The organism is Holophagales bacterium, assembly GCA_016699405.1.
In the GTDB taxonomy this organism is placed as follows: Bacteria; Acidobacteriota; Thermoanaerobaculia; order Multivoradales; family JAGPDF01; genus JAAYLR01.
In genome coordinates, this window is record CP064972.1 from 2,349,841 (window position 1) to 2,370,637 (window position 20,797).

The window sequence follows — 20,797 nt, forward strand, 5'->3', positions numbered from 1 at the left end:
GCGCAGTCCCGGGCCTTCAGTCGCCGTCGCCGTCGCCGCGCTCGCCTTCGGGCACCACTTCGAGCCGCAGCAGGCGGATGCGATTGCGGTCGAGCTCGACGACTTCCAGCCGGAGCGGACCGACCTCGACCGTATCGCCGACCTGCGGCGGACGGCCGAGCTCGGAGAGCACCACGCCGGCGATCGTGTCCTCGTCGCGCGGGCTGAACTCGAGCCCGAGCTCGTCCTCGAGGTCGACGACCAGCATCGCCCCGGACACGAGGTAGCCCCCCTCTTCGCGCCGCGTGAGCTCGGGCTTCTCGTGGTCGAACTCATCCTGGATCTGGCCGACGATCTCCTCGAGCACGTTCTCGAGCGTCACGATGCCGCTGACGCCGCCGTACTCGTCGACCACCGCGACGAGGTGGACGCGCTCGTCGAGCATCCGCGTGAGCAGCCGGTCGAGCGTCTGTGTCTCGGGGACGAAGGGGAGCGGTCGCCTGACCTCGGCGAGGTCGGCGGGCGCTTTCCCGGCGCGGAAGAGGTCCTTGATGTGGACGAGGCCGAGCGGGTGGTCGAGGTCGCCGTCGCAGAGCGGGAAGCGGGTGTGGCCGCTGCGCCGGGCGATCTCGAGGTTCTCGGCGACGGTGCGCGTGGTCGACAGGAACACGACGTCGGCACGCGGCAGCATCACCTGGCGCGCCACGCGATCGGAGAGCTCGAAGACGTTGGTCAGCAGGTCGCGCTTGGCGTCGGAGAGGTGGCTGCTCTCGCTCGAGCCGAGCAGCAGCCGCACCTCCTCTTCGCTGTGGGCGAGCTCGGATTCCGTGGCGGGTTTCAGGCCGACGAGGCGCAGCAGCAGGTTGGCCGTGTGATTGAGCAGCCAGATCGCCGGGAACATCAGCCAGTAGAAGCCGGTGAGCGGCATCGCCACCCAGAGGCTGACCCCTTCGGGGCGGCGGATGGCCAGCGACTTCGGCACCAGCTCGCCGAGGACGATGTGCAGGGCGCTGATGGTGACGAAGGCGGTGGTCAGCGCCACCGAGTGGACGACCGCCGGGGTAATGCCGGGCAGGCGCTGGAGGAGCGGGTCGAGCAGCCAGACGAACGCCGGTTCGCCGACCCAGCCGAGCGCCAGGCTGGCGAGGGTGATGCCGAGCTGGGTCGCCGAGAGATACGCGTCGAGGTGCGACAGCATGTGCGCGGCGGTCTTGCCGCGCCGGTCGCCGCGCAGAACGTACGGCTCGATCTGCGTCGGGCGCACCTTGGCGAGCGCGAACTCGGCGGCGACGAAGAAGCCGTTGACGCCGACGAGCAGCAGGGCGAGGAGCAGGGCCGTGCCGGCGCCGAGGGAAGGTTCGCCCATCGGGACGGTGGCAGCAACCGGGAGCAGGATGTTCATGACCGAGCGGGCGGGATCATAGCGGAGCCGGCGGCTCGGCGCAGGGCCACCGCTCAGGTGGCCCTGCCGGGGCCCCGACCGCGCCCGGCGCCGCTTTAGGGCACAATGCGAGATACCGATGAACGAAACCCAGACTCCGGCCCGTGCGCGGGTCACCCTTCTCCCTGGTCGTGACAAGGCGGTCCGCCAGGGGCATCCCTGGCTCTTCTCCGGCGCGATCGCCCGTGAAGAGGCTCCCGAGGGCGCGGCGATCGCCGAGGTGCTGTCCTCCTCGGGCGACCGGCTCGGCGTCGGCTTCTACAGCCCGCGTTCGCAGATCCGCGTCCGCTTCCTCGCGCCGGCCGGGGTCTCGGTCGATCGCGATCTCTTCCTCGAGCGGATCGGCGACGCGATGGCCCTGCGTCGCCAGGTGATCCCGGAGGAGACGACGGGCTATCGGCTCCTCAACGCCGAAGGGGACGGTCTGCCGGGTTGGACGGTCGACCGCTTCGGCGGCGTCCTGGTCAGCCAGATGACCGTCGCCGGCCTCGAAGCGATGCGGGACGAGGCCTACGCCGCCCTTGTCGAGCACTTTCCGGGTCATGCGATCCTGCACCTCGGGCGGGCCTCCGGACGGCGCGACGAAGGGCTGCCGGCCGAAGACGTCGAGATTCGCGGTCCGGTGCCGCCAGCCGTCGAGTTCCTCGAGCATGGTCTGCGCTTCGAGGCCGAGCCGGCGGGCGGCCAGAAGACCGGCTTCTACTGCGACCAGCGGAAGAACCGCCGGCTCGTCGAGCGGCTGGCGGGCGGGCGCGCGGTTCTCGACCTCTTCGCTCACACCGGGGCGGTGGCGCTCTACGCCCTGCGCGGCGGCGCGGCGTCGGTGGCCTGCGTCGAGTCCTCCCCGCGTTTCGAAGAGCGGGCGCGGGCCGGCGCCGAGCGCAACGGCCTCGACGGCGAGCGGCTCGAATGGACGCGCGCCGACGTCTTCGACGACCTTCGCCTGCGCCATGCGAGCTACGACCTCGTCGTCTGCGATCCGCCGCCGCTCGCCCCGCGCCGCGCCAATCTCGATGCCGCGGCGCGTTCCTACAAGGACCTCAATCGCCTCGCGCTTCGCCGTGTGGCGCCCGGCGGCTACTTCCTGACCTTCTCCTGCAGCGGCGCGGTCGACGGCAAGCTCTTCCGCCAGATCCTCTTCGCGGCAGCCGGTGAGGCCGGCGTGAACCTGCAACTCCTCGCTCCGCTCGCCGCCGGCCCCGACCACCCCGTCGCCGTCACCCACCCGCAAGGCGAGTACCTCAAGGGCTGGCTCGCGCGCGTGCCCGGGGGGTGATCGCGGTCGAGTCGCGGTGGCCGATCGGCGCGAGCACCGGGTGCCCCGGTCTTCCGAATCCCCTCGGTTGCGGCGGGTCGAGCGAGCGATCGCCAGCCGGCTGGCTGGCGCAGCTCGCGAGGTCCGAGGCGCGTGACGGATCGCGCCGCCCTCGTGGGCGGTGACTCGCGACCTCGCGAACTGCGGGCAGTTGAGGTTCGTCCCGCGGAAAGCCAAGGCGTGGACTTCTCCTCCCGGTCGCGGGCGACCGGTCGTGCGGGCGGCCGGGGGAGAGCGAACGCGCCGCATCGGGGTGGGACGGTGCGCACTGGGACGCTGCGCGGAATCCCCGGCGACGCCGTTCGTCGGTCGACGGCGCCTTCGTCCTGGGCCTCGTTCCCACGTGGGACGACGCTTGCCGTCGGTCGCGAGAGCGGCCTCGGCGGGGTCGGCGAGAGCGGGAGCGGGGGCGAGCATGCGACAGCATGGAGCCTAGGATTCTGTGCTGTCAGGCGACATCCGCGTCGGGCGAAAGGGGAAGTAGGGCAGAACGGGAGCGGTTTGTCGGAGCTCCTCTGTCAGTGCTTCTCCGGGTGGGCGATCGCGGGTTGGCGCGCGGAGGCGGCTTGACGCCCTCCGGAGCCGCTGCTAGATTTCCGGGTCCGCGGCTGCCGCAAAGCGTCGCGGAATGCGGACGGAAAGTGCAGGCCCGTAGCTCAGTTGGTTAGAGCGCTACGTTGACATCGTAGAGGTCGGTGGTTCGAGCCCACTCGGGCCTACCACGATCCGCCGCGCGAGCTCGAGAAGTCGGACATGCCCAGGCGCTTAGCTCAGCTGGTTAGAGCGCTACCTTCACACGGTAGAGGTCCCCGGTTCGAGTCCGGGAGCGCCTACCACCTCGACAACCCGACCGGTCGAACCGCCACCGCCTGAGCGGCGGGCGGTCCTCGTCCAGGTCCTTGATCCGCCGGAGTCTCCGATGAGCTCTCTGCAGGAGATCGTGTTGACGCTTCCCGACGGCTCGACTCGTGCCGTGCCGGCCGGGACGACGCCGCTCGCCGTCGCCGCCTCGATCGGGCCGCGCCTGGCCAAGGACGCGCTCGGCGCCGAGCTCGACGGGACCCGGATCGACCTCCGCCTGCCGCTGACCCGTGGCGGAAGCTTCAAGCTCTTCACGGTCAAGAGCGCCGAGGCGGGCGATTTCGTCCGCCATTCGGCCGAGCACGTGCTGGCCGACGCGGTGCGCCGGCTCTGGCCCGAGGCCGAGTACGACGCCGGCCGGCAGGACCACTCGGAGAAGTTCCAGTACGACTTCCGGTTCTCTCGTGCCTTCACTCCCGAGGACCTCGAGGCGATCGAAGCGAAGATGAAGGAGATCCTCGCCGAGGACGCGCCGTTCGAGCGCGTCGAGGTGTCGCGCGAGGAGGCCGAGCGGATCTTCCGCGAGATGGGCTTCACCCTGAAGCTCGAGCGTCTCAAGGACATCCCGGAAGGCGAGACGATCACGCTCTACCAGCACGGCGCCTTCACCGACCTCTGTCGCGGCCCGCACGTCCAGCGTGCCGGGCAGATCGGCGCGGTCAGGCTCCTCGAGGCCTCCGGCTCCTACTTCAAAGGCGACGAACGCAACGAGCGGCTGCAGCGCGTCTACGGCACCGCGTTCGTCAGCGAGAAGGAGCTCGCCGCCTACCTCGAGCGGATCGAGCAGGCGCGGGCGCGCGACCACCGGCGGCTCGGTCCGGAGCTCGACCTCTTCAGCTTCGACGCGCTCGCTCCGGCCTCGCCGTTCTTCCACCCGAAGGGGGCGACGGTCTACAACGCCCTGATCTCCTACGTCCGGGAGCTCAACGCCAAGAACGGCTACGGCGAGGTGGTGACGCCGCAGATCCTCGACGTCGAGCTCTGGCACACCTCGGGCCACTGGGCGAACTACCGCGAGAACATGTTCTTCACCGAGGTCGACGAGCGGCAGTACGCGGTCAAGCCGATGAACTGCCCGACCCACTGCCTGATCTACGCCAAGGGCCTGCGCTCCTACCGCGACCTGCCGATCCGCTACTCCGACTTCGGGCGCCTGCACCGCTACGAGCGCAGCGGGGTGACCTCCGGCTTGACCCGGGTGCGCTCCTTCGCCCAGGACGACGCCCACGTCTTCTGTACCGACGACCAGGTCGAGGACGAAGTGCTGCGCGCCGTCGGCATCATCTTCGAGATCTACCGCACCTTCGCCTTCTCCGACGTGTCGATCGGGATCGGTACCCGACCGGAAAAGCGCGTCGGCCGCGACGAGCAGTGGGACGTCGCCGAAGCGGGCCTGAAGCGGGCGCTCGAGCGCCAGGGATTGCCGTACTCGATCAACGAGGGGGACGGCGCCTTCTACGGTCCGAAGATCGACTTCCGCGTCAAGGACGCCATCGGACGCGACTGGCAGCTCGGTACCGTGCAGCTCGACTACCAGCTCCCCGGCCGCTTCGGCTTGAAGTACATCGCCGCCGACGGCGCCGAGCACGTGCCGGTGATGATCCACCGGGCGATGCTCGGCTCGGTCGAGCGCTTCCTGGGGATCCTGCTCGAGCACACCGCCGGGGCGTTCCCGTTCTGGCTGGCGCCGGTGCAGGCGGTGGTCCTGCCGCTCTCGGAGCGCTTCCTCGAGTACGGCAGGAAGGTCGCCGACGAGCTCGTCGGCGCCGGCATCCGCGCCGAGCTCGACGGCTCGAACGAGAAGCTCGGTTACAAGGTCCGGCAGGCGCAACTCCAGAAGGTGCCGTACATGCTGGTGGTCGGCGGACGAGAGGAGGAGTCCGGGGCAGCCGCGGTCCGCGAGCGCTCCGGGGCCGATCTCGGGCCGCGACCGGTGGCCGAAATCGCTGCCCGGATGCGCGAAATGACGCTGGCGCGCAGCGGCAGTTTGTAGCCGGCGGGGCGGTCGCCTATAATCGCCGGCCGATCGTTCTCAGGTGGCGGTCCGCCCGGGAGATGGACTCCCGTCACCGTCACCCGGGCTTCCGGAGGAGGGAAGCACCGCATCGACAGGACAGCACGCACGAACGAAGCAATCCGGGTCCGGGAAGTCCGACTGATCGGGGAAGACGGCAGCCAGCTCGGCGTCGTCGCCACCGAGGTCGCACTCCGGATGGCGAAGGAACAGCTGCTCGATCTGGTCGAGGTGGCGCCGCTCGCGCGGCCGCCGGTCTGCCGAATCATGGATTTCGGCAAGTTCCTCTACCAGCAGAAGAAGAAGTCGCACGAGTCGAAGAAGAAGCAGAAGACGATCCAGGTCAAGGAAGTGAAGTTCCGGCCGAACATCGACGACCACGACTACGACTTCAAGCTGCGCAACGCCATCCGCTTCCTGGGCGAGGGCGACAAGGTGAAGGCGACCGTGCAGTTCCGCGGCCGCGAGATGTCGAGGACGGAGTTGGGAGTCAACCTGCTCAAGCGGCTCGCTGCCGACATCGGCGAGGTGGGAGCGCAGGAGGGTCACCCCGAGCAGGCGGGCAACCGCATGCACCTGATCTTCGGCCCGACCAAGAAAGCGCTTCCGGCGAAGGAAAAGAAGGCGGCCCCGGCGACCGCCGACGCTCCGCCCGCCGGTTGACGACCGAAGGACGAAGGAGACGACGTGCCGAAGAAGAAGACGCACAGGGGAGCGGCGAAGCGGTTCAAGCTCACCGCGACCGGCAAGGTGCTGCGCGGTCACGCGTACCACAGCCACATCCTGACGAAGAAGACGCGGACCCGGAAGCGCGGTCTGCGGGGCACCGTGGTGGCCGCTGCGGCGGACACCCGGACGCTGCGGTCGATGCTGACTTCGTAGTCGCACGACCTCCGACGCCCACCGATCGACCCGCGCCACCGGAGGGGACGGACCTGTCCTCCGGGGCGCCGGCCGCGGGCCTTTTGCCCGGCGGCCCTGACCGCTCCTTCGGGAGCGAGAAACGAGGTTCGTCATGCCGCGTGTCAAGAGGGGCCCGAAGCGGGCCCAACGCCGAGCGCGCCTGCTCAAGAAGTCGAGCGGCTTTTTCGGCACCAAGGGCAATGCCTACCGCATGGCGCAGCAGGCGGTCGACCGGGCGGGCAAGTTCGCCTACCGCGACCGCCGTGCCCGCAAGCGCGACTTCCGCAGCCTGTGGATCGTGCGGATCAACGCCGCCGCGCACCTGCACGGGCTCAACTACAGCAAGCTGATCGCCGGTCTGAAGCTGGCGGGCAGCGAGCTGAATCGCAAGATGCTGGCCGATCTCGCGGTGCTCGCCGATCCCAAGCCCTTCGCCGAGCTCGCCAGCCTCGCCAAGCTCGCCCTCGAGAAGGCCGCTCCGGCCAAGGCCTGAGGTTCGGATGACAGCGGGCGTCGAGGGTGCCGCGGGGGTCCCGCCGGGGCCCGAGGAACTGGTCCGTCTGGCCGACGAAGCGGCGGCGGCGATCGCCGCCGCCGGTGACCGCAAGGCCTGGGAGGCCGAGCGGTTGCGCTGGATCGGGCGCAAGGAGGGGAAGGTCCGGGAGCTCCTCGACCTGATCCCCAAGGCGGCCGACAAACGGGCCTTCGGCGCCGCCGTGAACCAGCTCAAGCTGCGGGTCGAGGAGGCGCTCGCGGTCGCCGACGAGCGCCTCGCCGCCGCCGAGAAGGCCGCGGCCGAGCGCGCCGCGGCGGTCGACGTGACCCTGCCCGGCCGGCGGCCGGCGCTCGGCTCGCTTCACCCGGTCACCCGCGTCGTCGCCGAGATCGAGGCGATCTTCGCCGGGCTCGGCTACAGCGTCGCCGAGGGACCGGAGGTCGAGAGCGACCGCTACAACTTCGCGCTGCTCAACTTCCCCGACGACCATCCGGCGCGCGACGCGCAGGACACCCTGCTGCTCGCCGACGGTCGCCTGTTGCGCACCCACACCTCGCCGGTGCAGATCCGCACGATGCTGGCGCGCAAGCCGCCGATCCGGGTCATCTGCCCGGGGCGTGTCTACCGCAACGACAACGATCTGCGACACTCGCCGATGTTCCACCAGATCGAGGGGTTGGCGGTGGCGGAGGGGATCACCTTCGGCGACCTCAAGGGGACGCTCGAGGCCTTCCTCCGGCGGCTCTTCTCGCCGGAGGTCGGCGTGCGCCTCCGGCCGAGCTACTTCCCCTTCACCGAGCCGTCGTGCGAGGTCGACGTGACCTGCGCCAACTGCCGTGGCGGCGGCTGTGCCGTCTGCTCCGGCACCGGCTGGATGGAGATCCTCGGCGCCGGCATGGTCGACCCGCGGGTGCTCGCCAACTGCGGCATCGACCCGGACCGCTACAGCGGGTTCGCCTTCGGTCTGGGGATCGACCGCGTGGCGATGAACCGCTACGGCATCCCCAACATCCGCCTGCTCTTCGAAAACGACGAGCGGCTGCTGCGCCAGGTGCGCGAGGCCGATCCGGCGGGGCTCGCCGGTGCGGCAGACAGGGCCTGAGATGGAATTCTCCTGCCGTTGGCTCGCCGACTACGTCGATCTCGAACTGCCGGCCCGTGAAGCCGGTCGAGCGGCCTGGGAGGCCTTCTCGCGCTCGCTCGCCGAGCGCCTGACGTCGATCGGTCACGCCGTCGAAGGCGAGCGTCTGGTCGAGGAGGGCGCAGGTTCCGGCCGGTTCGACGACCTGGTGCTCGAAGTCGACGTCACCGGGAACCGTCCCGACTGCATGTGCCACGTCGGGCTGGCGCGCGAGATCGCCGCGTCGCTCGACCGGCCGCTCACGGCGCCGTCGCGGACGAAGCTCGCCACGACCGGCACGCCCCGCGTCAAGGTCACGCTGGAGGATCCGTCGGGCTGTCCGCGCTACGTCGCGGTGGCGATCGACGGCGTACGCATCGGGCCGAGCCCGGCATGGCTCAAGGAACGGCTCGCGGCGATCGGCCAGCGCTCGATCAACAACGTGGTCGACGTCACCAATTTCGTGCTCTGGGAGACCGGCCAGCCGCTCCACGCTTTCGATCTCGCCCGGCTCGCCGGCGGGGAGATCCGCGTGCGGCGGGCGCGCCCGGGCGAGAAGCTCACGACGCTCGACGGCGTCGAACGGGAGCTCGACGCCGAGGTGCTGGTGATCGCCGACGCCGAGCGGGCGGTGGCGCTCGCCGGCATCATGGGCGGTCTGGCGAGCGAGGTCACCGGCGCGACGACGTCGATCCTCCTCGAGAGCGCGCACTTCGACCGGCGTCGCGTTCGTCGCGGTGCCAAGGCCCTCGCCATGCACACCGACGCGTCGCATCGCTTCGAGCGCGGCACCGACCCCGAGGCGCCGCGCGAGGCGGCCGCGCGTGCCGTCGAGCTGCTGCTCGCGACCGCGGGCGGGGTGGTCGTCGGTCCTGCCGTCGAGGCGGTGGGCGACGCGGTGCCGAAGACCTCCTGGTGGCTCGAGAGTGCCCGGCTCGACGCGTTCGCCGGGGTCGCCGTGCCGGCGACGGTGGTCGAACGGGTCTTCGCGCGCCTCGGCTTCACGCCGCAGCCCGTCGCCGGCGGTTGGGAGGGCACGGTCCCCGGCTGGCGCCATCACGACTTCACGCCGCGCGAAGCCACGCGCGACGGGCGGACGGTGCTCGCCGCGGCGCCGCAGGATCTCTACGAAGAGGTCCTGCGTCTCTACGGACTCGACAAGATCCCGGCCACGTTGCCGTCGCTCGGTGCGCCCGATGCCGGCGGGGATGCGGGTCACGCGCGTGGCATGCGCGTGCGCCGTCATCTCGCGGCGTGCGGGCTCGCCGAGGCGATCCACTACGCCTTCCACGACCTGGCTGCGGACGCGGCTTACGCCTCGCTGGTGCCGGGCGGCGATCCGCTCGCGCTCGCCAATCCGCTCTCCGAGCGCTACGCGGTCATGCGCCGTTCGCTCGTCCCCGGTCTCGTCGCCACCGCCGGCTTCAACGCGCGGCGTGGTGCGGCGGCGGTGCGGCTCTTCGAAGTCGGCCACCTCTTCCCGTCCGGTGATGCCCCCGAGGTCGAGGCGGTCGGTCTCGTCGTCGGGGGCCGCGTCGGTGAGCCCTGGGACCGGCAGGCCGAGCTCGACCTGTTCGATCTCAAGGGGATGCTCGAGAGTCTCGCGGTCGACGCCGGAGTGGCCTTCAGCGCCCGGCCGGCACGCCTCGAAGGCTTCGTGCCGGGCACCGCGGGCGAGCTGATCGATGCGAGCGGACGCGTCGTGGGGCAGTTCGGACAGATCGCCGCGAGCGAGACGCCGTTTCCGCTCTTCGCCGGCGAGCTGCGCACCGACGCGCTCGCCGCGGCCGCGGGGCAGCGGCTCGGCGTCGAGCTGCCGTCGCGGTTGCCGGCGGTGGCGGCCGACCTGACGCTGACCCATGCGCTCGAGGTCGGTTGGAGCGAGATGGAGCGCGCGGTTCGCGCGCTCGCCGTGCCCGATCTCGCCTCGTTCCGTTTGAAGGACCGCTACCGCGGTGCCGGTGTGCCCGCGGGGGCGGTCAACACGACGATCGCGTTCCTCTACAGCGCAGCCGATCGCACGCTGACGCAGGAGGAGGTCAACGAGCGCCAGTCGCTGCTCGCCGCGGAGCTGCAGCGGCGTTTCGGCTGGCGCGGGGAGGAGGAGCGGTGAGCGAACCGATCGCCTGGAAGGAGCTCGAGTCGACGGTCGAGCGCGCTGCGACGCGTCTCGGCGAGTTGCAGCAGGAGAACGCCGGGCTCAAGCGCCGTGTCGCCGAGCTCGAGCGGGCGCTTGCCGCGCAGGGCGGCGAGGTCGAGTCGCGTTGGCAGCAGGAGCGCGACGAGGTCGCCCAGCGCGTCGACGGGCTCGTCGAGCGGCTCGAAGCGATCCTCGCGACCGTCTCCGACGAGTCGTCGACGTAGCGCACGCGCGTCGCAGCGCTTGACCGCCTGCGGCGAAGCGTTGTATTTTTCAAGGGTTGTGACGGGGTCGGTCGCCTGATCGGCTCTGTCTCTTGAATCGGGGCGTAGCTCAGCTTGGTAGAGCGCACGGTTCGGGACCGTGAGGCCGGAGGTTCAAATCCTCTCGCCCCGACCATTCCTTCCCGAAATCACCTCAGAAGGGCAGCGAAGCGAGGCGACCGAATCCGTCGATTCGACGGCCGACGCGGAGCGTGCTCGTCGTTCGCCGCCTCGAAGCGCCTCTTACGGCCGATGCGCGCTCCACCCCGCGAGGTCGCCGGACTCGAAGCCGTCGTCGGTGAGCTCGGGAGGGGGGACGGCAAGCGTCGGCGAGAGGCACCACTCCTGGAGCGTGCCGGTGTCACCCGACGCAGCGTCGATCACCTTGAGCGACCAGCTCCCGGTGAGGGTGGCACCGTCGAACGCCGAGAGCAGGTTGTTCGGCTTGAGCGCCCCGGCGAGCGCCGGCGGATTGACTGCGCAAGCGTTCTCGACCAGATTGACTGCTTCGTCGTCGAGCGTCGCATCGAAGTTGTCGGCGCCGCAGCCGAACGTGGTGGCAGGAATCCCCGGCCGATCGACGAGGCGCACGGTGGTCGCCCCGTGGGTGACTTCGACGATCAGGTCGCTCACCCAGGTGTGCGTGCCGCGGATCGAGACATCGAGGTCGAGGATCGCCCCGCCGCTCGGCACGGAGATCGTGCTGGTGGCGCCCGCGGGCAAGTTGTCGGGAATCGCCACGCTCGTTGCATCGCAGTATCGCTGCTCGGTGCGGAAGTGCACGAGGCTCGAATCCGTCTGGCCGCAGAGGTTGGTCGCCGTCACGCGCCAGGAGTAGGTCGTGTCGATGGCCAGACCGGTGACCGGGACGCTGGTTCCGGACACCGTCGTGTCGAGGAGCGGTGTGGTCAACGACGGGTCGTCGTCGAGGACGACATGGTACGTGGTCGCGCCGGCGGCCGCGCTCCAGGTGAGGACCGTCGAGAGCGGCACGGCCGTAGCGCCGTTGGCGGGTGAAGCAGGGATCGGAGCGGCCGGGACGGTGGCCGTCAGGGCGAGCGTGACCGTTTCGCTCCGCGTCGTCGTCGGGTTCGCCTGGTCGGTGGCGACGACGCCGATCGCGTAGTCGCCGCTCGCCACCGCCGCCAGGTTGCCGACCGTGAGCGTGCTGGTGTTCGCCGGGCCGACCACCGGGTTCGGGGTGAAGGTGCAGGTCGCACCCGCCGGGCAGCCGGTGGCGCTCATCACGGTCGTCGCGGTGAACGGCGCCGAGAGCGTTGCCGCGAAGCTCGTGCTTCCCGCGCTGGCGCAGAGCGCCTGGCTGAGCGGAGCGACCGCCAGCCCGCCGCATCCGGGGACCTGGAAGGTGCCGATGCGCGTCTTCCACGGGGCGATGCCGGTCGTCTCGAGGTACTCGCCGGTGAACCAGAAAGTGCAGCCGTCGACCGGGTCGACGGTCATCGAGGAGAAGTCCCCCCAGTGGCCGGTCGGAGCCGTCTGCGCGCCGGTGCCGGTGTGCAGCGTCTGCTCGCCCTGGAGTGTGCCGGCGGGGTCGGCCGGCGTCCGCGTGGCGAAGCGCAGCGACGGGTAGAGGCCGGCCGTCGCGTCGACGACGTTGTAGCCCAGGGCCAGGTTGCCGTCGCGGTCGAGCGCCAGGCTCGGCATCCAGCGATGGGCCGCGTCGGGCGCCTGCGTCCCCTGCTGGAAGAGGCTCCAGCTTCCGCCGCTGCGTCGCAGCTCGAACCAGCGCGGTGCGGCGAGATCGCCGCTCACGGCAGCGTCGACCGTCCAGGTGCCGGCGAGGGTCTCGTGTCCGCCGTAGTTGCGGTAGACCAGCCGCGGCATCGGCCACCACGACCCGCTGTCGACGGTGACCGCCGTGCCGGGCTGCGCCAGGCAGTTGCGCACCTCGAAGCCGCAGACCGTCCAGTTGAACGCGGCGAGGCCGCCGGAGCTCGGAGTGAAGGTGGCGATCGGCGAGAAGGTCGAGCTTGCCGGCGTCGTCCAGTTCACCTTGAATTCGTAGAGCCGCAGCGTGTCGACGCCGGGCGACGGATTGAAGTACGGGTCGGTGCCGTCGAGGATCGTGTAGAAGAGCCCGCCGGACCCGGCCGGCGGCAGCGTCGTGCCGTCGAAATCGGCGGGCATCAGCAGGTTCTGGTAGTCCTGGAAGAACTGCGTCGGCCGCGCCGCCGTGCCGGCGAGCATCGCGGCGCGGTCGACGGCGTAGACGTCGTACTGCCCGGCGGCACCGGAGCTCGTGCCCATGAAGTAGGCCTGGTAGATCGAGTCCGGCCAGACGCCGATCTTCGGCGAGTCCGGGAAGCGCTCGGTCGCGATCTCGTAGAGGTTGTAGCTGCCCAGTGGATTGCTCGTCTGCGACACGGCGAAGCAGACGACGGTGCCGCTCGTCACGGCGATCTGCGCGAAGACCCAGCGGTTCGCCGGCTCGTCGTAGAGCACGGTGGCGCTGCCGTCGTTGTCGGTGGCGCAGATCGAGCCCTCGGCGGCCGCCCAGAGCGTGTTGGTGTTCCACGGTCCGTCGAGCAGCACGCCGCTCTTCGAGTAGACCGCGAAGCTGACGTTGACCACCTGCACGTAGTGATTCGGCCCGACGGCGCCGTTGGCGTCCGGTGGATAGAAGCCGTCCGGGTTCGCCAGCCCGGCGAAGCTCAGCCGCGGTGCCGGCGTCGTGGCGATCGCCGGCAGACGCGAGAGCGCGACGAGCGAATCCTCCTCCCGCACGCCGCTCGGCCGAGGGGTTGCCCCGCTGCCGAAGCTCCCGCCGGCACGGCTCGCCGAGGGGATCTCCCGCAGCTCGCGCTCGCCGAGCTCCGCGCTCGCCACCGGCGGAACCGTCGCCAGCGGCGGCGAGACCCACGGCCCGCGCACCGGAAGCGCCCGCGCACCCGAGTCAGCAACGACCGGTGCAGCAGCCAGACCGCCCGCGACGAGCAGCCACGCGGACAAGAAGAAGCGACAGCGAGAGGTCGAAAGAGAGTCACCCACCGGCAAAGTCCTCGCAACGAACACCCGAGCCCACGACGAGCGGCCCAAGGCGGTTGGCCTAGGCTAATCGCGGGGGGAGGGGGATGCAAGGAGCGGGGGCTCCAGGAGCGCCTTGTTCCTTGCCCGGGTCCTACGGCGTGTGAGTGGAACCCTCACCTCATGGGGAAGTGCTTTGCTCCATCCCGTCATTTGCCTCGACTAGTCCCTGCCTTGATCATCTGAGAGAGGGTTTGAGCGGCGAGACCGATCGAGCGTTGCGAGTCTTCCAGACTGCCGCCTATCGGGGTTCCCTCCTTTGCCACCGACCGACCAGTCGGGACGCGGCGAAGAGCGAGCCAAGTACGAGACAATAGAGGGCGTAGAAAAGCAGAGCCAGACTCGGGTTGCTCGCTGCTATACCAAGATGGGGAAGGTGACCCCGCCTGTCAATTGCAGGAATGAGGAGGAGCCCACCGCAGGCACACAACCCCGCCGCCAGGCTCACCAGAATTTGCATTGGGGATTCGTCCTCGGCCCGTCTTTTCCCGAGTCTGAGGCCATGCATTGAGACGAGAATGCCGACCAGTAAGACGAAGATGAGATCGGCTCGAATTCTCAATCCCATTGTGGATGTGTTGACTCCAGACAACAGGCCTTCCGCTTCACCCAGGCTTAAGACGCTTGCCTTCCAAAGAAACAGCAAGGAACTCCCAGTAGCGAGATAAAGGCCCGGAAGCCCTAGCGCGAGAAAGACGATCCGTTTCACGGACTCTGCCATGAGAGCTGAAATAAGAGCAGCAGCTACGGATCAAAGGAGGAGGCGAAGCAGGCCTTCATGATGCCGTCGTGGCATTCACTCTTGTCTGAGAAGCGGACATGGAGAATCTCGTGGAACATTGACTGAGCTGCTTGTCGCCACGAAACGCGGAAGAGCTTCTGACAGAGCACGGGGGATCCTCCAGTGAAGATATTAGCAACTGAGAGCCCGCCAGTCTCAGTTCTCCAGCACGGACTCTGGTCGCATTGCACGAAAGGCTTGGTTCCTTCAATCGGCAAGAGCATGTCAGTGAAGTCCTCTCCTCCGCACTTCGCAAGTTCGCTCTTGCAGTGAGCATTCCCAGCTATCTCGCGGCGGATGTGATTCATGGTGGCCAGCACGCAAGTCGCGTCTTGCTTCGCTGCGCAATCTCCGAGAGAAGTGCCGCAACGGAAACCGCCACAGTCGGGAGCGATCGTGAAGAGACCGAGAGGATCTGCGTAGGTGTTCGGGTTGGAAGCGGCGTAAAGGTAGGGCTTTGGCGAGAGCTCCGATGGGGCAGGGTCAACGCTTTCGTAGCGGTCAGTCGCCACTTCATACCAACGATGCAGGTTGTAATACAGCCCCGACGCGATCTGGGTGTTGTTCCAGGCGGCGTCGTCCCACTGGCCGGGGAGGCGGAGATTGAGGCCGAAGGAGCGGGCGTTGCTCCAGTCCTCGCCGAAGGGCTCGAAGCAGGCTGGCGAGCTCGAATGGGCAGCGCGTCCCTCCGGCTCGTGAGCTCTTGCGCGGCTCGGCTGCGACGTGCTCGGCACCCTCGACCCTCCTGACGGCAGGTTTCTCGGCGCCGTTTCGGCGGACGGAATCGACGGCCTTACGCTACTCGCAGCCTCGAGAGGTTGCAATCGGGTCGCCGCACGGTTCTACAAGGCGGGAGTCGCACGACGAGCGGCCCAGGGCGGTTGGTCTCGGCAGATCGCGGGGGGATTCAAGGAGTGGGTGTTCTTCGAGCCCTGCTAGGTGACGGTTTGGGAACTCCGTCAACCGTCACCGGTCTCGCGGCCAACACGTTCTTGAGGCGGCGGCGCCACCATGGCCAATCTACTCGAGAGCTCAAGGGTGACCAGGAGAAGACCTAGGCCACCGGTCCAGAAGATCCGCCGCAGGGCATGCCTCCGTTCTGCAGCATCAGTGCGGACCCTTCTAAGCAGTGCGGCGAGTACACCGAGGTGACCAACAAAGCCAACGGCAGCCAACGGGAGCCCTAGCCTCACCGTGTCGCCTTCGTGGAGAACGTTCGCCCCTTCCAGCAGCACTCCGAGTGGCAAGGGAATCACGGTCGCGCAGAAGCATGTCAGCGCGATGTTCCTCCAACGATCTGCCTGCTTATCTCGACTGGGCATGTCCGCTCCGAGTCTCGCGCCAGCCACTCCGCTTCTTGCCGTTCCGGGGCTGCGGCGATGCCTGCAGACGACACCGCACGTGGCAGCCGCTGGAGGAGAGTTCCAGAATGCGGATCTGCGTCGTGATCGGGCAATGGGCCTGATGCGCTCTCATGAATTCGAAGACCGTGATGGGATCGAATCGGGTTCTGGGATAGCTTCAAGTGACGAACACGGCCAGCAGGAGACCGAGGTACAGCGCAGCGACTGCGATGAGAATCAGCAGTAGTCTTCTTGTGTCGCCCGGCGGGGCTGGCTGCGGGCCGTAGAGTCCATTCGCCCGGTTGTTGTGGTCGATCACTAAGTAGCCTCCAGCGCAGCAGGTCCCAATCGCGAGGCCCAAGATCACACCCTCTCCCGTGATCCAGAACGCCGCAACGGAGACCACGAGAATCACTGCGGCGATCGCGAGGCGGTCTCTCCTGGCGCTCTCAACGGGTTCGATCTTGCGCACCATTTTCTTCGCGCCGTCCACTATGGCAGGGATCGCAGGTCCTGTGGCCTGTCGCGTGGCGTAGGAGACGCTTGCCGGCAAAGAACTGGGAAGGTCATCGGAGAAAGAAGCGAGAACTACTGCGTCACGGGCCCAAAAGTCATGGTGCAGACCACCCTTCTGTCTGCGTCGAGGTACGGAACCGCCACCATTCGGCCGCGCTCGCTAGCGACCACTGCCTCGAAGGTCGGCACTGAGCGGCACCCGTGTGGCAGTGTATGCGTCAGGGAAACGACATTCGGGATTGCGCCAAGGCTCGCTGCAGCAACTTCTACAGGCGTTCCCGGCGAAATGGCATCCACGTTGCGGAGGAAGTTCGCTTGGCCGGTCCGATCTTGCCAGTCCAAATAGAAGACGACGACGGCAAGACCCAGCACTAGAGAAGCCCTCACCACTATTGCGAGCCGCATCCGCTAGTTCCTTGGGCAGCCTTGGTCAGGAGTCCAGATCGGATGCCTGAGGGACTCCCGGAAACCCGAGCCAGATGCGGACTTCACGCCCGGGGTGATCTCAAGTGCACACGCGCTGTGGCAATTCGGCTTGCTATCGAGAATCCTTCGCCCGGAGTGGTCGGCCACTTGACGAGCGTGACCGCCGTCACCAAGCGAGTCGATGTCTGCACGGCTGATCTCGTCGGGCAGGATCTCACTTCCCGTTGTTTCAAAGGAGCGGGCGTTGCTCCAGTCCTCGCCGAAGGGCTCGAAGCAGGCTGGCGAGCTCGAAGCGGCAACGCGTCCACTCGGCTCGTGAGCTCTTGCGCGGCTCGGCTTCGACGTGCTCGGCACCCGCGACCCTCCTGGCGGCAGGCTTCTCGGCGCCCGTTTCGGCGGACTGAATCGACGGCTTCACGCTACTCGCAGCCTTGGGAGGTTGCAAGGAGGCCGCCGCACCGAGCTGCCAGGTGAGCGTCCTGGAGCATCCTCCCTCGCGACAACGAAAACGGCCGGCCCCGGAGGGCCGGCCGTCGTTCAACCGGTGGTGTCGAGAAACTGCGGGAAGGTCAGTTGTAGGCCCCGCCGTTCCAGGGCGCGAAGGCACCGCTCTCGAAGCCGTCGTTGAAGATGACGCCGGAGATGCAGGCCTGGACCTTCACGTCGTCGATGTGCCAGCCGTCGGGAGCGCGGCCTGCCGAGGTGTCCGTGCCGATGCGGAAGCGGAACTGGACGGTGTTGCCGGCGTAGGCCGAGAGGTCGACGACCGAGTTCAGCCAGTCCTGCGGGTCACCGCACCAGGCGCTGAGGTTGGCCATCGGATTCGAGAAGCTCGCCGAGATGGTCCCGTTGTAGGGATCCGTCTGCAGCGATCCGTTGGGAATCTGCGTCCAGGTCGTGCCGCCGTTGGTCGTGACCTCGATGATCGCGCCGTCGTAGCAGTTCGGCGGATTGTCCTCGAACGACTGGTAATTCCAGAACTGCAGCGTCAGCCCGGAGGCGGTCGCTGGCAGGACGATCGCCGGGGAGACGAGCCGCTGATCGGACACCGTCGTCGTGTCGACCGCGAGGTAGGCGTTCGGTGCGCTGTGATTGCGCGTCGTCGAGCTTGCCCAGGTGTCGCCGGTGCCGCTGTGCGTCCAACCGGTGACGACGCCGTCGAAGTTCTCGAAGAAGACCTGCTGCGGCGTCGTGCCGATGCCGCAATCGCCCGGCAGGGCCGTCGTCGAGAAGGTGTAGGTCGCCGAGTTGAGTCCGGTGCCGCACGGGTTGCTCGGGGTGACGCGCCAGTACAGAACCGAGTTGCTGGGAAGATCGCTCGTCGGCGTGTAGCTCGTTCCGGTAATCCCGGACTGGTCGACGAGCAGCGTGCCGAAGCCGGCGGAGGTCGAGACCTGGAGGCGGTACGTCGCGGCCTGGGCGACCGCACCCCACTGGAAGGTCGGCCGGACGGCGACGTTGAGCGCGCCGTTGGCCGGGGCGGTGAGCGCCGGTGCCGCCGGAGAGGCGGTCGAGACGCTCAGGCTGAGCGGCACGTTGCGGGTGATCGTCGGATTGGCGTTGTCGGTCGCCACCGCGTCGAAGTTGTAGGTGCCGGCGGCGACCGAGGCGAGGTTGCCGACCTGCAACGAGGTCGAAGTGGCCGGGAAGACGACCGGGTTGACCGTGTAGCTACAAGTCGCGCCCGCCGGGCAGGTCGAGGTCGACATGTTCGTCGTGCCGGCGAAGACGCCCGACAGCTCGACGCCGAAGCTTGCCGTGCCGGCGGTGGAGCAGAGCGACTGGCTGGTCGGCGTGACCGCGAGACCGCCGCAGCCCGGAATCTTGAAGTTGCCGATCCTCGTCTTCCACGATGCGTTTCCGGTCGTCTCGATGAACTCGGTGGTGAACCAGAAGGTGCAGTCGTCGGTCGGGTCGATGTTCATCGCGGCATAGTCGCCCCAGCGGCCGGCCGAGCCGGTCTGGGAGCCACTGCCGACATGCAGCGTCTGCTCGGCCTGCATGGTGCCCAGCGGGTCGCCCGCGGAGCGGACGGTGTAGCGGATCGACGGGTAGAGCGTCGTCGCGGCGTTGAGCACGCTGTAGCCGAGGGCGAGGTTGCCGTCCCGGTCCGCGGCGATGCTCCCCATCCAGCGGTGATCGCCGTTCGGCGAGTAGGTGCCCTGCTGGTAGATCGTCCAGGTGCCACTTGTGCCGCCGGTGCGGCGCAGCTCGAACCAGCGCGGCGCGGCGAGGTCGGGGGTGCCGGTCACGTCGACCGTCCAGGTGCCGTAGAGCGACTCGTGGGTGCCGTAGTTGCGGTAGACGAGCCGCTGCATCGGCCACCAGGAGGCGCTGTCGATCTTCACCGTCGTGCCCGGCTGCGAGAGGCAGTTGCTGGTGAAGAAGCCGCAGACGGTCCAGTTGAACGCGGCGAGCGGCACCGGGGCACTGGACGGCGTGAACGAGGCAACCTGCGTGAAGGTCGAGTTCGCCGGCGTATTCCAGTCGACCTTGAACTCGTAGAGCCGCAGGGTGTCGACGCCCGGCGACGGGACGAAGTAGGGGTCGGTTCCGTCGAGGATGGTGTACATCAGGCCGCCGGTTCCCGACGGCGGGAGCGCGCTGCCGTCGAGGTCGGCCGGCATGAAGAGGTTGGGGAAGTTCTGGAAGTACTTGGCCGGACGCGCAGCGGCTCCGGTGAGCATGTTCGCCCGGTCGAGCGCGTAGACGTCGTACTGGTTGGCGAACCCGGAGTTCGTCGTCATGTAGTAGGCGTTGTACGTCGGGTCCGGCCAGACCCCGAACTTGAAGTAGTCGGGGAACCGCTGGGTCGTCAGCGAGTAGAGGTAGTAGGCGCCGAGCGGGTCGGCGGTTTGCGAGATCGCCAGGCAGACGCGCTCGGGGGTCGTGGTGACGGAGAACTGGGTCAGCAGCCAGCGGCCCGCGGCCTTGTCGTACAGGAAGATCGCGTCGCCGTCGTTGTCGCTGGCGCAGCCACCGCCCATCGCGGTCCAGAGGACGTTGGTGTTCTTCTCGACGTCGGCCGGCGTCCCGTTCTTGTTGAAGACACGGAACTTGACGTTGACCACCTGGATGTAGTGGTTCGGGCCGACCGCGCCGTGGGTGTCGGGCGGATAGAAGCCCTGCGTCTGGTCCATGCCCGGAAAATCGTTGAGCGGAGCCGGCGTCTCGGCGCCGTTGGGGTTGAGCGAGGTCGCGGCGAGCGGGTCGACGATCTCCTCGTTGCGCGTGCCGAACTGATACCCCTCGCTGTCGTAGAGCGTCTCGTGGCGCGGCCGATTCGTCTCCTTCGGCTCGGGCGCCGGGCCGACCTGCGCCGGAAGCCCCGGCAGGTCGCGCAACGGCTGGGAGAGCCACGGCCCTTCGACGTCGATCTCGAACGGATGGGTCACCACCTCCGGCGTCGCCGGGTCGGCCGGGCCCGCGGCGCCGGACGGCCGGAGGAGCGCCGCCTCGATGCCCGTCGCGCCACCGCGTGCGTTGAAGAACTTGCTGTGCGGCTTGCCGTCGTCTACCGGGGTCGCTCCACTGAGCGCCCGGACGCCGGCCGGCGAGTGTCCCGCCGGAAGCATGCGAACGCGCGGCGACTGGACGGTCGAGCCGATCCGCACCTCCATCTCGAGCTCGGGATGACGCGAGAAGAGCTCGCGCAGCGAGGCGACGGAGCTGCCGGCGACCTTCAGGACCTTGCCGGTCCCCAGCTTGAGGTCGAACCGGCCGTCGGCCACGTTGACGTTGCGATACCGTTCGGCGAAAAGCTCGTGCCCTCCGGCGAAGTACCGGATCTCGATCGTGTTGCGACCGGCGAGCGGCTGGCCGAGACGGTCCGCGGCACGGCCGTGCCACACCACCGTCGTCGGGAAGCCGGCGAGCGGGTCGGTGGCGGCGACCTTCGTCGCCGGAGCAGCCATCGGGGCGGCCGAGGCTGAGGTGCCCCAGCCGAGGGCGAGGAGCGCGGCGATCACGACGATCGTCGAGACTCGGGGTATCCAAGCGGTTCGGTTCACATGACCTCCTGGGAAAGGCCCTGGGCCGAGGCGTCGGCCGGGACTTGATTGGAATATCCCCTAGGCTATTCCCGATGGCCGGCCGGGGGCAACCCTGACGACCGCGGAACCGCGTTTGCCGTCGGCGCTAGAATTCGGACTTGC

At 68.6% G+C, this 20,797-nt stretch carries 13 protein-coding genes and 3 tRNA genes; 11 read left to right on the forward strand and 5 right to left on the reverse strand.

What is annotated here, in order from left to right:
- Positions 1-16: 16 nt before the first annotated feature.
- On the reverse strand, positions 17-1,345 hold the full coding sequence (locus tag IPJ17_09760; protein ID QQR76139.1) for an HlyC/CorC family transporter: 1,329 nt from the start codon (positions 1,343-1,345) through the stop codon (positions 17-19).
- 154 nt (positions 1,346-1,499) lie between these two features.
- Between IPJ17_09760 and IPJ17_09765 the strand changes: the two genes are divergently transcribed.
- The 11 genes from IPJ17_09765 to IPJ17_09815 all read left to right on the forward strand — a co-directional run bounded on the left by IPJ17_09765 (position 1,500) and on the right by IPJ17_09815 (position 10,668).
- Positions 1,500-2,696: a class I SAM-dependent rRNA methyltransferase gene (locus IPJ17_09765; GenBank protein QQR75833.1), complete on the forward strand. Its 1,197-nt coding sequence runs from the start codon at positions 1,500-1,502 to the stop codon at positions 2,694-2,696.
- Positions 2,697-3,380: 684 nt separating this feature from the next.
- Positions 3,381-3,457, forward strand: a tRNA-Val gene (locus IPJ17_09770).
- A 37-nt stretch (positions 3,458-3,494) separates the two neighbouring features.
- Positions 3,495-3,571, forward strand: a tRNA-Val gene (locus IPJ17_09775).
- 83 nt (positions 3,572-3,654) lie between these two features.
- Positions 3,655-5,589: a threonine--tRNA ligase gene (thrS, locus tag IPJ17_09780; GenBank protein ID QQR75834.1), complete on the forward strand. Its 1,935-nt coding sequence runs from the start codon at positions 3,655-3,657 to the stop codon at positions 5,587-5,589.
- 111 nt (positions 5,590-5,700) lie between these two features.
- The gene (locus IPJ17_09785; GenBank protein ID QQR76140.1) at positions 5,701-6,273 is read left to right on the forward strand and encodes a translation initiation factor IF-3; all 573 of its coding nucleotides are present in this window, start codon (positions 5,701-5,703) and stop codon (positions 6,271-6,273) included.
- A 24-nt stretch (positions 6,274-6,297) separates the two neighbouring features.
- The gene (rpmI, locus tag IPJ17_09790; protein ID QQR75835.1) at positions 6,298-6,492 is read left to right on the forward strand and encodes a 50S ribosomal protein L35; all 195 of its coding nucleotides are present in this window, start codon (positions 6,298-6,300) and stop codon (positions 6,490-6,492) included.
- Between the two features lie 133 nt (positions 6,493-6,625).
- Complete coding sequence (rplT, locus tag IPJ17_09795) at positions 6,626-7,006, forward strand: 50S ribosomal protein L20 (GenBank protein QQR75836.1); 381 nt, start codon at positions 6,626-6,628, stop codon at positions 7,004-7,006.
- Between the two features lie 7 nt (positions 7,007-7,013).
- A complete protein-coding gene (gene pheS, locus IPJ17_09800; protein QQR75837.1) occupies positions 7,014-8,111 on the forward strand; it encodes a phenylalanine--tRNA ligase subunit alpha in 1,098 nt (365 codons plus the stop codon).
- Position 8,112: 1 nt separating this feature from the next.
- Positions 8,113-10,242, forward strand: a complete 2,130-nt coding sequence (pheT, locus tag IPJ17_09805) for a phenylalanine--tRNA ligase subunit beta (protein QQR75838.1) — start codon at positions 8,113-8,115, stop codon at positions 10,240-10,242.
- Positions 10,239-10,493: a cell division protein ZapB gene (zapB, locus tag IPJ17_09810; protein ID QQR75839.1), complete on the forward strand. Its 255-nt coding sequence runs from the start codon at positions 10,239-10,241 to the stop codon at positions 10,491-10,493. The genes pheT and zapB overlap by 4 nt, the downstream gene beginning before the upstream one ends.
- Positions 10,494-10,591: 98 nt before the next feature.
- Positions 10,592-10,668 (forward strand) — tRNA-Pro (locus IPJ17_09815).
- A gap of 107 nt (positions 10,669-10,775) precedes the next feature.
- Here the strand turns inward: IPJ17_09815 and IPJ17_09820 are convergent.
- From IPJ17_09820 to IPJ17_09835, 4 genes are all read right to left on the reverse strand, one after another.
- Complete coding sequence (locus IPJ17_09820; GenBank protein QQR75840.1) at positions 10,776-13,541, reverse strand: hypothetical protein; 2,766 nt, start codon at positions 13,539-13,541, stop codon at positions 10,776-10,778.
- Between the two features lie 780 nt (positions 13,542-14,321).
- Positions 14,322-15,092: an RHS repeat-associated core domain-containing protein gene (locus tag IPJ17_09825; GenBank protein QQR75841.1), complete on the reverse strand. Its 771-nt coding sequence runs from the start codon at positions 15,090-15,092 to the stop codon at positions 14,322-14,324.
- A 787-nt stretch (positions 15,093-15,879) separates the two neighbouring features.
- A complete protein-coding gene (locus IPJ17_09830; protein ID QQR75842.1) occupies positions 15,880-16,176 on the reverse strand; it encodes a hypothetical protein in 297 nt (98 codons plus the stop codon).
- Between the two features lie 1,036 nt (positions 16,177-17,212).
- A complete protein-coding gene (locus tag IPJ17_09835; GenBank protein QQR75843.1) occupies positions 17,213-20,653 on the reverse strand; it encodes a choice-of-anchor J domain-containing protein in 3,441 nt (1,146 codons plus the stop codon).
- Positions 20,654-20,797 lie beyond the last annotated feature (144 nt).